The sequence below is a fragment of the Paraburkholderia sp. HP33-1 genome (assembly GCF_021390595.1).
Classification (GTDB): Bacteria; Pseudomonadota; Gammaproteobacteria; order Burkholderiales; family Burkholderiaceae; genus Paraburkholderia.
In genome coordinates, this window is sequence record NZ_JAJEJR010000001.1 from 1,226,742 (window position 1) to 1,238,656 (window position 11,915).

The window sequence follows — 11,915 nt, forward strand, 5'->3', positions numbered from 1 at the left end:
CGGATCACACCCATGAACGCACCGGCATATCAGGGCATCAAGGACTTCATCCTCGCGCGCATTCATGCGGGGGAGTGGGCCGAAGGCGACCAGGTCCCCTCCGAAAACGAGCTTGCGCGCGAGTTCAACGTCGCGCGCATGACGGTCAACCGCGCGTTGCGCGAGCTGACCTCGGAACAGGTGCTCACACGCGTACAGGGCTCGGGCACCTTCGTCGCCCGTCCCAAGTACGAATCGACGCTGGTCGCGATCCGCAGCATCTCCGATGAAATCGTCGCGCGCGGTCATCGCTATCTGGCCAGGGTGCTGAACATCGGCGCGAGCATCGCCGATGCGACGCTCGCCGAAGAGATGCAGGTGAGCGCGGGCAGCCCCGTATTTCATTCGCGCCTGCTGCATTACGAAAACGACGAGCCCGTGCAGCTCGAGGAACGTTGGGTCAATCCGGCCGTCGCGCCCGAATACGCGTTGCAGGATTTCACGGTCACGACGCCGAACCAGTACCTCGTGCGCGTCGCACCGTTGCAGCGCGTCGAGTACCGCATCGAGGCGCTTGAGGCCGACGAGATCACGCGCGAACTGCTGAGGATGAGTGAACGCGAGCCGTGTCTCGTGCTGCACCGGCGCACGTGGTCGCAAGGCCAGGTGGCCTCGATCGCGAATCTTTGGCATCCGGGCACCCGTTACCGCTTCACTGGGCATTTCTGAATTCGTTTTTCGTCTTCATTGAATCTTTATCGAACCTCTTTACGCATCCCGAGGGACACCATGAACAATCCGAAACCTGTCGATCCGCGTCTTGATCCGAGTCGTACGATCCGCGCACCGCACGGCGCGGACAAGACCTGCAAGACCTGGATCGCTGAAGCCGCGTACCGGATGATCCAGAACAATCTGGACCCCGAAGTGGCCGAGCACCCGCACGCGCTAGTCGTGTACGGCGGCATTGGCCGCGCGGCGCGCAACTGGGATTGCTTCGACCAGATCCTCGCGTCGCTGAAGGACCTGAACGAAGACGAAACGCTGCTGATTCAATCGGGCAAGCCGGTCGGCGTGTTCCGCACGCACGCGGACGCGCCGCGCGTGCTGCTCGCGAACTCGAACCTCGTGCCGCACTGGGCGACGTGGGAACACTTCCATGAACTCGATCGCAAGGGCCTGATGATGTACGGCCAGATGACCGCGGGCAGCTGGATCTACATCGGCAGCCAGGGCATCGTGCAAGGCACCTACGAGACCTTCTTCGCGGTCGCGAACCAGCACTTCAACGGCGACCCGCAAGGCCGCTGGATCCTGACCGGCGGTCTCGGCGGCATGGGCGGCGCACAGCCGCTCGCGGCGACGATGGCCGGCTTCTCGATGATCGCGGTCGAATGCGACGAGACGCGCATCGACTTCCGTCTGAAGACGCGCTACGTCGACAGGAAAGCGAAGACGCTCGATGAAGCGCTTGCCATGATCGAAGAAGCGAAGCACAGCGGCAAGCCGGTGTCGGTCGGTCTGCTCGGCAATGCCGCCGACGTGTTCGCCGAGTGCGTCGCGCGCGGCATCACGCCGGACTGCGTGACCGACCAGACGAGCGCGCACGATCCGATTCACGGCTACCTGCCGCAAGGCTGGACGGTCGAGGACTGGCGCGAGCGTATGAAGACCGCACCGGAAAGCATCGTCACGCCGGCCAAACAGTCGATGGCGAGACAGGTCCAGGCGATGCTGACGCTGCAGGAACGCGGCGCGGCGACGCTCGACTACGGCAACAACATCCGTCAGATGGCGCTCGAAATGGGCGTGGAAAATGCGTTCGATTTCCCGGGCTTCGTGCCGGCGTACATCCGTCCGCTGTTCTGCGAAGGCAAGGGCCCGTTCCGCTGGGTCGCGCTGTCGGGCGATCCTGAGGACATCTACAAGACCGATGCGAAGGTCAAGGAACTGATTCCCGACGATCCGCATCTGCATAACTGGCTCGACATGGCGCGCGAGCGCATCGCGTTCCAGGGTCTGCCGGCGCGGATCTGCTGGGTCGGCGTGAAGGATCGTTATCGCCTCGGCCAGGCGTTCAACGAAATGGTCAAAAACGGCGAGCTGAAGGCACCGATCGTGATCGGCCGCGACCACCTCGACACCGGTTCGGTCGCGAGCCCGAACCGCGAAACCGAATCGATGAAGGATGGCTCGGATGCGGTCAGCGACTGGCCGCTGCTCAACGCGCTGCTGAACACGGCAGGCGGAGCTTCGTGGGTGTCGCTGCATCACGGCGGTGGCGTCGGCATGGGCTTCTCGCAGCACGCGGGCGTCGTGATCGTCGCGGACGGCACGGACGCTGCGCACCAGCGACTCGGCCGCGTACTGCTGAACGACCCGGCGACCGGCGTGATGCGTCACGCGGACGCGGGCTATGAACTCGCGCAGCAAACGGCGCGCGAGGCCGGCCTCAACCTGCCGATGCTGGGCCGCTGATCGTGCGCGTTGCCAACGACGCGGGCGGCATGGCAAGCGTCACGCTGATTCGCGGCGCCGACCTCGTGGCGACGCCGTGGAAAAACGGCGGCGGGCTCACGCGCGAGGTGGCCGCGTTTCCGCCGCCGAGCGGCGGGCAGGGCGCGGCGGGCAGCGACTTCCTGTGGCGCGTGAGCGTCGCCGATGTCGCGCAGGCCGGGCCGTTCTCGCGCTTCGACGGCGTCGACCGGACGCTCGTGTTGCTCTCAGGCGCGGGTATGCTGCTCGATGAGATCGGCGACACGGGCGTGGTCGCGACGCATGCGTTGCGGCAGCCGCTCGATATCGCGCGCTTTAGCGGCGAGACCCGCATCGACGCGCGGCTTGTCGCCGGCGCGACGCGCGACTTCAACCTGATGGTTCGGCGCGACGTGGCGCGGGGCGAGATGGACGTGTGGCGCACCGGCGACGAGCGGGATGCGCCGCGCGCACTCGACGGCGACGTGGTGCTGCTGTTTTGCGCGAGCGGTGCGGTCACGCTCGCGCTGGCCGCTGAGCACGCGCAGGTGGTGCGGCTCGACACCGGCGACACGCTGCGCATCGACGGGCCGAACGCGCTTGCCTGCACGCTAGCGGGCGACGGCGAGGTGCTCGCCATCACGATTCACTACACGCGATGAAGCAAACTGTCTGGCATCACCTGAACCTGTGTGCGCAGGGCGATCCTCACGACACCCTTGCCGATGCCGCGATCGCGGTCGAAGACGGCCGCATCGCGTGGCTCGGCGCGGCGACCGAACTCCCCACGCAATACGCCGCATGGCCGCGCGAAGACCTGCGCGGCGCGTGGGTGACGCCGGGGCTGATCGATTGTCATACGCACCTCGTGTATGGCGGCCAGCGCGCGGACGAATTCGCACAGCGCCTCGCGGGCGTCAGCTACGAAGCAATCGCCCGACAGGGCGGCGGTATCGTGTCGACGGTGCGCGCGACGCGCGCGGCGGACGAAGCGTCGCTGTTGCGGCAAGCGGCCGCCCGGCTCGAACCGCTGCTCGCCGAAGGCGTGACGGCGATCGAAATCAAATCCGGCTACGGCCTCGACCTCGCGAGCGAGCGCAAGATGCTGCGCGTCGCGCGTCAACTCGGCGAGCGCTACCCGGTCACGGTCTATACGACGTTTCTCGGCGCGCACGCGCTGCCGCCTGAATTCGCGGGCCGCGCGGACGCGTATATCGACGAAGTCTGCAACACGATGCTGCCCGCGCTCGCGGACGAAGGTCTCGTCGACGCGGTCGACGTGTTCTGCGAGCGCATCGGTTTTTCGCTGGAGCAAAGCGAGCGTGTTTTCAACGTGGCCGCGCGCTACCAGCTGCCGGTCAAGATGCACGCCGAGCAGTTGTCGAACGGTGGCGGCACGGCACTCGCGGCGCGCCATCGCGCGCTGTCGGCGGATCATCTCGAGTTTCTCGACGAAGCCGGGGTCGCCGCGATGAAAGAAGCGGGCACCGTCGCCGTGCTGCTGCCGGGCGCGTACTACTTCATCCGCGAGACGCAGTTGCCGCCGCTCGAACTGCTGCGGCGCTACGAGGTACCGATCGCGATTTCGACCGACAGCAACCCGGGTACGTCGCCGGCGACTTCGTTGCTGTTGATGATGAACATGGCGAGCACGCTGTTTCGCATGACCGTGCCCGAGGTGCTGCAAGGGGTGACCGCGCATGCGGCGCGCGCGCTCGGCAAGAACGATCGGCACGGCACGCTGCAAGTCGGTCGCGCGGCCGATTTCGCGGTGTGGTCGGTGGATTCGCTGGCCGAGCTTGCCTACTGGATTGGCCGGCCGCTGTGCGCGCGCGTCGTGCGCGCGGGCGAAACCGTTCATACGCGGCGCGAGTCGAGTGTGACCTGAACCAGAACCTGAGAGATGACACAGTCCAATCAATCGTTGTTCGCGGCTGACGCGTATCTGCCCGAAGGCTGGCGCCGCAACGTGCTGCTCGAATGGAACGCTCACGGTACGCTGAGCGCGGTCACGCCCGATCAACCCGAAGCGCCGGCAGGTGTGCCGAAAGCGGCGGGCCCGTTGATGCCTGGCATGCCGAACCTTCACTCGCACGCGTTTCAGCGTGCGATGGCGGGGCTGACCGAATATCGCGCCAACGCCACGGATAACTTCTGGTCATGGCGTGACCTGATGTATCGCTTCGCCGCGCGCATCACGCCGGAAGGTCTCGCGAGCGTCGCGCAGTGGCTCTACATCGAAATGCTGAAGGCCGGTTATACGTCGGTGTGCGAGTTTCACTACGTGCATCACATGCAGGACGGCCGTCGCTACGCGAATCAGGCCGAGCTTGCACAACGCGTGGTGGATGCGGCATCGGCGAGCGGCATCGGCATCACGATGCTGCCGGTGCTGTATCAGTACAGCGGCTTCGGCTCTCAACCGCCGCGAGACGATCAGCGGCGTTTCATCAATACGCCGGAGAGCCTGCTCGATCTGCTCGGTACGCTGCGCGCGGCGCGCCCCGAAAGCGCCGCGCTTCGTTACGGGGTGGCGCCGCATTCATTGCGCGCGGTATCGGAGGTGTCGCTGCGCGCGTTGCTTGGCGGCATCGACGCCAGCGCGCCCGTGCATATTCATATTGCCGAACAGACCGCCGAAGTCGACGCATGCATCGAAACCGAAGGCGCGCGGCCAGTGCAATGGCTGCTCGATCGTTTCGATGTGGACGGCCGCTGGTGTCTCGTGCACGCGACCCATGTCGATCCGAACGAAACGCTCGCGCTCGCGAAGAGCGGCGCGGTCGCGGGTTTGTGTCTCACCACCGAGGCCAATCTCGGCGACGGCATTTTCCCCGCGCACGACTATCTCGACGCGCACGGCCGCATTGGCGTCGGCTCGGACAGCCATATCGGTGTCGACTGGCGTGCCGAGTTGCGGCTGCTCGAATACGGCCAGCGTCTGACGCGCCGGCAGCGCAATGTGCTGGCGTCGGCGCAAGCCACGCATGTCGCGGATCGTCTGTACGCGGCCGCGCTCGACGGCGGCGCGCGCGCGACCGGTCGCGCGGTCGGTGCGTTGAGGCCGGGCCATCGCGCGGACTGGCTCGTGCTCGACGCCGATCATTCGAGCATCGCCGGGCACGCGACGCAGGCGTGGCTGTCGGGCGTCGTATTCTGCGAGCACGGCGACACGCCGATCCGCGACGTCTATGCGGGCGGCGTCAAGGTCGTCGACGATCGCAGGCATCGCGACGAAGAGGGCGCGTATGCGCGCTATCGCGCGGCGCTCGCGGAACTGCTCAAATAACGGCCATGACCCGCCGAACCGATTCTCCGATCCCACTGATTGCCGACTGACATGACTGCTTCGAACCTCACGCCGGTTTTCTCGCTGCATCAGGGAAGCTTGCCGCTTCTGATCTCGATTCCGCACCTGGGCACGCAAATCCCCGCCGACATCGCCGCGACGATGACGCCGGTCGCGCAACGCACCGACGATTGCGACTGGCATCTCGATCGCCTGTATGCGTTCGCGAAACGCCTCGGCGCGTCGATCCTGGCACCGACTTACGCGCGCTACGTGATCGACCTGAACCGCCCGCCCGACGGTGCCAACCTGTACCCGGGACAGGACACGACGGGTCTGCTGCCGGTCGATACGTTCGACAAGGAGCCGCTCTATCTCGACGGCCATCTGCCCGACGACGCCGAAATCGCGCGCCGTCGCGACCTCTACTGGAAGCCGTATCACGACGCGCTCACCGGCGAGCTCGCGGCGCTGAAGGCGAAGCACGGCAAGGTGCTGCTGTGGGAAGCGCATTCGATCCGCTCGCGCGTGCCGCGGTTTTTCGACGGACGTCTGCCGGATTTCAACTTCGGCACCTCGAACGGGGCGAGCGCGGCGCCCGGCATGGCCGACGAACTTGCCGCGCTGGTCGAGCGCCACGGCGGCTATACGGCGGTCGCGAATGGCCGCTTCAAGGGCGGCTATATCACGCGGCAGTATGGGCAGCCCGCGCAGGGCGTGCATGCGGTGCAACTCGAACTGTCGCAGATCACCTACATGGAAGAGCAACTGCCTTATGCGTACGATGAAAATCTCGCCGCGAAGGTCACGCCGCTGCTCGAAGCACTGCTGACGACGGCTCTCGCGCGCGTCGAAGCGAAGGTGTAACAGCATGTGTCCGTGATTGCATGCTGGCGCGATCATATGGAATGGTTTGAGCGTCAGGCGCGCGCGGCGTATCGTGCGCCGGCTGTTTCACGACGCGGCGCGCCATGAAAAAAAGCCCCGCGAAAACGGGGCTTTTTGATGTGCACCGCGCCCATTGGACGCGGTTTCACCGCCATTAGTGGCAGCGCTTTTCCCAATGATGATGAACGCGCACCTTGTGGCACTCGTGATGGTGCTCACCAGCTTGAGCGGGAGCGATCGCGCTCAGGGTTGCGACGGCTGCGGCAATGGCGAGAACGATTTTCTTCATTACAAAACCCTTAAGTCAATGTTGTGGAGCAACCAATGCAGCACCACGCGTGCCGCAAGGGCGCGTAAGCATGCCATATCGTGCGGCCAAGGGTAGGAACGGCGCGCGAATACGTGTGTCAATGCAACATGCAGTGTGTCGTACGCCCTGTTTTAACGCACTTTGCGCTGAAATGGCCGGTGCGGACGGTCTGCCTCGTGTAACTTCGTCAGCAGTGCCATACGGCACTGCCGGCCGGCACAGTGGCATTGCACGCAACACCGGGAGGCGACTACTCTTTCAAAACGATGACATGCGCGACGCGGTCATCGATTCATCAGGCAAAAAGATGGAAGACCCAGCGATGGAAGATTCCGACGAATTGCTGCTGCCAGTCTGGCGCGCGAACCTGGTGTTGCTGACCAGCGAGGTCGGCGCCGCGACCCGGCTCGCGCGCATGATGACGTTTTCCGCGAGCTATCTGAAGCTGATGCTGTCCGGGCAGCGCGAGTTCAGCGAGGAATTCGTGCGCGGCGTCGAGGCCGTTACCGGCTTGCCGGGCGGGTGGATGAACGTGCTGCACACCGGTCACGACATCCCGCCGAATGCGCGCGAGGCGATCGACAACGAGCAGCCGCTCGCGCGCTTTCGCGGCACCGCGCATCCGGTGCGCAAGAAGACGGTGCTGCGGCCCGAGCCGATTTTTTTGCAACCGCAGCCCGCGCGGCGCATCGAGGAACAACCGCTCGATGTCGAAGCGCACCGCCGTCATGCGCATTTTCGCAAGGTGCGCAATCTCGCGACGCAGGAAGTGCGGCGCTTCGAGCAGCATCTGCTGCATGCGCCGGTGGAACTCGCGTCGATGCGCGCGAAGGTCGAGGAGGTGATGGCCGCGGCCGAGCTCGACGACCGCATTCAGGCCGATCTCGCGGGCCGGCTCGAACAGATCGACAAGCATCGGCACATGCTGCTCAGGCACGTGGAGAAACTGCAGGCGCTGCTGAGCCAGCTCGACGACAGCGAGTGAGGGCGCCGTGCTACAACAACGACACGAACCTGGCCGAGGTCGATCTTGGGGAACATTGTCGTCACGTTGGCGCGCACGTCGATCGTAGGGAGCGGGCTCGTGCGACGCGCGCGCTGCGCCGCGTTGCTTGCCGCGCTATGCGCCGCAAGCGCCATCGCCTTTCCCCTTTGCTGCGCCGCCGACGAGCGCGCCCCTTCGACGATCGAGCGCGACGTCCACCTGTTCGTGATCCAGAAAGACGGTTCGATCGAAGAACACGACGACACCGTGATGCGCGCGGACACGGCCAGCGGCATCGACGATATCGCGCAACGCTACGTGTGGTTCAACAAGGATATCGAGCAGGTGCAACTGCTGGCCGCCGAAACCATCGACCCCGACGGCACCACGCATGCCGTCGGCCCCGAGGCGATCCGCGACGTAGATGAGCCGCGCTCGGCCGGCGCGCCGAGCTTCGAGGACGGCGTGCTGCGCACCGTGATCTTCCCCAGCGTTCAGACCGGCTCGCGCGTGCATCTCGCGTTTCGCAAGACGCGCGCGAAGGCGCTGCAGGCGGGCACCTTCGCGTATCTGGTCGAACCGTCGCTCGATCCGGTCGACGAGCAGCGTCTGATCTTCGATCTGCCCGCCGACGTGCCGCTCTATGCGGACGCGCGCGGCTACGTCGCGCTGCCGCCCGTTACCGGGAACGGCCGCACCCGCTACGAGTTCGACTATCAGCACGGCCCGTATGCGCGGCTCGAAGCGGGCGCGGTCGGCTATGCGAACTGGGGCGACCGCCTGATGGTCTCGACGGTGCCGGACTTCGCGAGCTTCGCCGCGCGCTATCGCGGTCCCGCCGACAACGACGCGACCCGCGACGATCCCGCGATCGTCGCGCTGGCGCGGCAACTGACGGCAGGTCTCACCGATCCTCGCGACAAAGCCCGCGCGCTCTACGACTGGATGCGGCTGAACATCCGCTACGTCGCGCTGTTTCTCGGCGAGACGGCGGCGATTCCGCACAAGGCTGCCGACATCCTGCGCAACCGCTATGGCGACTGCAAGGACCACGTCGCGCTATACGGCGCGCTGCTCGCGGCGGCCGGTATTCGCAGCGAACCCGTGCTGCTCAATCTCGGCCCGTACTACACGCTGCCCGAGGTGCCCGGCTACGGCGCGAGCGCGATCAATCACGCGATCATCTGGATTCCTGAACTGGCGCAATTCGCGGACACGTCGGCGGGCGGCACCGAGTTCGGCTATCTGCCGGGCAGCGTGATGGACCGGCCGGTGCTGCTCGTCGACGACGGCGTGCTCGCCAGCACGCCGGCCACGCAACGGCGCGAACGCAACGCGCGCGTGCAGATCGACATCGACGAGAACGGCACCGCGCACTACGCGTACCGCGTCGAGGATGCGGGCTTTCCGGCGGAGCTGGAGCGCAACAGGTTCCGGCGCTCGACGCGCCAGGGCGCGCAGCAGCTTGCCGCGAGCCGTCTGCTGCAAACGGGCCTGCACGGCACCGCGCAGCTACAGACCGAAGACGTCACGGCGACCACCGGACCGTTCGCCGCCTCGATGGAGGGCAGCGTGCCGCACCTGATCTGGCCGGATGGCACGACCGCGGTGCCGGCGCTGACGAGCCTCGCCGGCGGCATGAACTCGCAGGTCGAGGCGTGGCTGGCGGAGCCCGTCAGAACGCAGCCGTGGACCTGCATCGGCGGGGAGTTCGATGAAACCCTGGAAATGAACTTGCCGCGCTTTGCGCGCGTGACGGACCTGCCTGCCGACAGCATGGTTGAGGACCCGCTGCTCTCGTTTGCGTCGCGCTACGTCTTCGATCCGCAGACACGCACCTTGCAGGTCAGCCGGCACCTGCGCGCCGCGTTCGGGCATCAGATGTGTACCGCAAACGAATTCGCGGTGATTCACGACGACCTCGTGCGCATCGAGCGCGATCTGGATGCCGAGGTGGTCGTCAGATCGGCGAGCGTGAGGTAGAAGCCGGCCCCGCATCGGCCGGAAGCCGGGCAGGGCCGCTATCTTGATCGGGCGTCGCGCTTACGTGCCGCTCTTCGTTACGATCGGCACCCACGCGCCGTTCTTCACCTGATACAGCGTCGAGGCGCCGCTCTTCAACGCGCCGGTGCTGTCGAACGAGATCTTGCCGGTCACGCCGTCGTAATCGATCGACTTCAGCACGGGACGGTACTCGTTCGGCGAGTCGGATTTCGCCTGCTGCATCGCCCTAATCGCGACCCACGCGCCGTCATAGCCGAACGGCGCGTACGACAGCACGTCCGCGCCGAAACGCTTCTTGAACTTCGCGTTGAAGTCCTTGCCGCCCGGCAGTTGCGCGAGAGGACGGCCGTATTCCCAGGCCATCGCGCCGTCGGACGCTTCGCCCGCGAGCTTGATGAAGTCCTCGTCCATCACGCCGCCGCCGCCGACCAGCTGTGCGTTCAGGCCGAGCTGCTTCATGCGCCGCGCGAAGCCCGCGGCCTGGCTGTCGAGGCCGGCGAAGAACACGAGGTCCGCATTGGCGCCCTTGAACTTGGTGATCTGCGTGCTGAAGTCGACCGCATGGTTGTCGGTGTAGTCGCGCGCGACGATCGTGCCGCCGTGCGCCTTCACGGCCTTCTCGAACTCGTCGGCCTCGCCCTGGCCGAACGCGGTTCGATCGTCGATGATCGCGATACGCTTCGCCTTCGTGACGTCGACCGCATAGACGCCCGCGTTGCCGGCGTTCTGCGCGTCGGTAGAAATCACCATGAAGGTGTTCGCGAAGCCGCGGCCCGTGATGATCGGGTTCGTCGCGGCGGGGTCGAGCACCGGAATGCCGGCCTGCTCGTAGACCTGCGAGGCCGGAATCGTCGTGCCCGAGTTGAAGTGCCCGACGACCACCGCGACGCCCGAATCGACCAGCTTCTGCGCGGCCTGCACGCCGACGCGCGGGTCGGCCTGATCGTCCTGCGAGACGATCTCGAAGTGCGCGACCTTGTCGCCGATCTTGATCTTCTGCGCGTTGGCTTCGTCGATCGCTACCCGCACGCCGTTTTCCAGATCCTTGCCGTAGCCGGCGTTGGCGCCCGTCAGCGGCGCGGCGAAACCGATCTTGACCGGCAGGTCGTCGGCGAAACTGGCGGCAGGCGCGACGGCGAACATCGCGCCCACGAGCAGGCCCAAGGGTGTCAGCGTGTTGCGAAGACTCATGGTCTCTCCTTGCATCGACGGTTGTGATGAAAGCGGCAAAACAGCAAAGCGCAGCGTGTTCGCGCGGTCAATCTGGCGGAAATATAGAAAGCCAAATTGCCGCCGTCTTGGCAATTCGTGGCGTTTTGGATGAGCATTTCGGCACAGGCCGCGACATGGGCGCGAGGTGCCCTTAAAGCGTGTGTGCGGGAGACAACCTGGCTTGCCGTGCGAAGGTTCGCGAGGGCTGCCGATTGCCGCATATGCTTAAGAAACCGGCGCGAGCGCGCCGGCCGGTGTTGCGGTGTTGCGGGGGAGGGGCGAGCCTTTCGTCTAGCGCTCGCCCTGCTGGCGCAGCAGTTCTTCACGCAGACGCAGGAGCGGCGCCTTGGTGTCTTCGTCGGCCCACGTGTCGAGATCGTCGAGCGCGCGCTGGCAGCCGTCGAGCACCACGTCGAGATCGACCGGCACGCCGTTGTTCAGTGCGAATTCGATCGTCTCGGCGAACTGCTGGCACTCGTCCTCGCCGTACGAGATGTCGAGATTGTCGGCGATGATTTCGGCGATGTTGCTGCGCGCCTTGTCATCAGCCGTCACCATGTCGACGATGCCGCGCGCAACCGCCGGCGAGTAGTAGAGCGCGATATCGAGCCATTGCGCGGGATCGAAGTCGGGCTGGTCGAACTGGTTCTCGAAGAACTCGATCGCTTCCTGTTCGTGCGCTTCGTCCGCGTCGACGCTCATGCACAACTGTTCAAAAAATTCTTCCCGCTCGCTGCGGATATGACCGTCCATCGATGCCTCGTCTGCTGAAT

At 65.6% G+C, this 11,915-nt stretch carries 11 protein-coding genes; 8 read left to right on the forward strand and 3 right to left on the reverse strand.

All coding sequences use genetic code 11. The annotated features are described in order from the left end of the window. The first annotated feature begins 12 nt into the window (after positions 1-12). From hutC to hutG, 6 genes are read left to right on the forward strand one after another with little or no spacing between them, the layout of a single operon-like run. Positions 13-708 carry a histidine utilization repressor gene (gene hutC, locus L0U81_RS05580; RefSeq protein ID WP_233800672.1) on the forward strand — a complete coding sequence of 232 codons (696 nt, stop codon included), beginning with the start codon at positions 13-15 and terminating at the stop codon, positions 706-708. Between the two features lie 60 nt (positions 709-768). Further along, on the forward strand, positions 769-2,457 hold the full coding sequence (hutU, locus tag L0U81_RS05585) for a urocanate hydratase (protein WP_233800674.1): 1,689 nt from the start codon (positions 769-771) through the stop codon (positions 2,455-2,457). A gap of 29 nt (positions 2,458-2,486) precedes the next feature. Continuing rightward, entirely contained in the window at positions 2,487-3,116 is a 630-nt protein-coding gene (locus L0U81_RS05590) for a HutD/Ves family protein (protein WP_233804228.1), read from the forward strand. Beyond that, a complete protein-coding gene (hutI, locus tag L0U81_RS05595; RefSeq protein ID WP_233800676.1) occupies positions 3,113-4,342 on the forward strand; it encodes an imidazolonepropionase in 1,230 nt (409 codons plus the stop codon). Before L0U81_RS05590 ends, hutI begins: the two co-directional genes overlap by 4 nt. Positions 4,343-4,357: 15 nt before the next feature. Then, complete coding sequence (locus L0U81_RS05600; RefSeq protein WP_233800678.1) at positions 4,358-5,743, forward strand: formimidoylglutamate deiminase; 1,386 nt, start codon at positions 4,358-4,360, stop codon at positions 5,741-5,743. A gap of 51 nt (positions 5,744-5,794) precedes the next feature. Beyond that, positions 5,795-6,610: an N-formylglutamate deformylase gene (gene hutG, locus L0U81_RS05605; RefSeq protein WP_233800680.1), complete on the forward strand. Its 816-nt coding sequence runs from the start codon at positions 5,795-5,797 to the stop codon at positions 6,608-6,610. A gap of 175 nt (positions 6,611-6,785) precedes the next feature. Here hutG and L0U81_RS33505 read toward each other — a convergent pair whose 3' ends face one another. Continuing rightward, entirely contained in the window at positions 6,786-6,920 is a 135-nt protein-coding gene (locus L0U81_RS33505; protein WP_267956530.1) for a hypothetical protein, read from the reverse strand. A gap of 343 nt (positions 6,921-7,263) precedes the next feature. Between L0U81_RS33505 and L0U81_RS05610 the strand changes: the two genes are divergently transcribed. Together L0U81_RS05610 and L0U81_RS05615 are read left to right on the forward strand one after the other, a co-directional pair. Beyond that, the gene (locus tag L0U81_RS05610; RefSeq protein ID WP_233800682.1) at positions 7,264-7,926 is read left to right on the forward strand and encodes a hypothetical protein; all 663 of its coding nucleotides are present in this window, start codon (positions 7,264-7,266) and stop codon (positions 7,924-7,926) included. A gap of 45 nt (positions 7,927-7,971) precedes the next feature. Next, positions 7,972-9,909: a DUF3857 domain-containing transglutaminase family protein gene (locus tag L0U81_RS05615; RefSeq protein WP_233800684.1), complete on the forward strand. Its 1,938-nt coding sequence runs from the start codon at positions 7,972-7,974 to the stop codon at positions 9,907-9,909. Between the two features lie 60 nt (positions 9,910-9,969). On the opposite strand, the gene L0U81_RS05620 is transcribed toward L0U81_RS05615, so the two are convergent. Together L0U81_RS05620 and L0U81_RS05625 are read right to left on the reverse strand one after the other, a co-directional pair. Further along, positions 9,970-11,121 carry a branched-chain amino acid ABC transporter substrate-binding protein gene (locus tag L0U81_RS05620; protein WP_233800686.1) on the reverse strand — a complete coding sequence of 384 codons (1,152 nt, stop codon included), beginning with the start codon at positions 11,119-11,121 and terminating at the stop codon, positions 9,970-9,972. A 312-nt stretch (positions 11,122-11,433) separates the two neighbouring features. Then, positions 11,434-11,895, reverse strand: a complete 462-nt coding sequence (locus L0U81_RS05625; protein WP_233800688.1) for a hypothetical protein — start codon at positions 11,893-11,895, stop codon at positions 11,434-11,436. Positions 11,896-11,915: the final 20 nt, after the last annotated feature.

Coding starts and splice junctions, on each gene's coding strand:
- hutC (WP_233800672.1), top strand. CDS start 13: ATGAACGCACCGGCATATCAGGGCATCAAGGACTTCATCCTCGCGCGC.
- hutU (WP_233800674.1), top strand. CDS start 769: ATGAACAATCCGAAACCTGTCGATCCGCGTCTTGATCCGAGTCGTACG.
- L0U81_RS05590 (WP_233804228.1), top strand. CDS start 2,487: ATGGCAAGCGTCACGCTGATTCGCGGCGCCGACCTCGTGGCGACGCCG.
- hutI (WP_233800676.1), top strand. CDS start 3,113: ATGAAGCAAACTGTCTGGCATCACCTGAACCTGTGTGCGCAGGGCGAT.
- L0U81_RS05600 (WP_233800678.1), top strand. CDS start 4,358: ATGACACAGTCCAATCAATCGTTGTTCGCGGCTGACGCGTATCTGCCC.
- hutG (WP_233800680.1), top strand. CDS start 5,795: ATGACTGCTTCGAACCTCACGCCGGTTTTCTCGCTGCATCAGGGAAGC.
- L0U81_RS33505 (WP_267956530.1), bottom strand. CDS start 6,920: ATGAAGAAAATCGTTCTCGCCATTGCCGCAGCCGTCGCAACCCTGAGC.
- L0U81_RS05610 (WP_233800682.1), top strand. CDS start 7,264: ATGGAAGATTCCGACGAATTGCTGCTGCCAGTCTGGCGCGCGAACCTG.
- L0U81_RS05620 (WP_233800686.1), bottom strand. CDS start 11,121: ATGAGTCTTCGCAACACGCTGACACCCTTGGGCCTGCTCGTGGGCGCG.
- L0U81_RS05625 (WP_233800688.1), bottom strand. CDS start 11,895: ATGGACGGTCATATCCGCAGCGAGCGGGAAGAATTTTTTGAACAGTTG.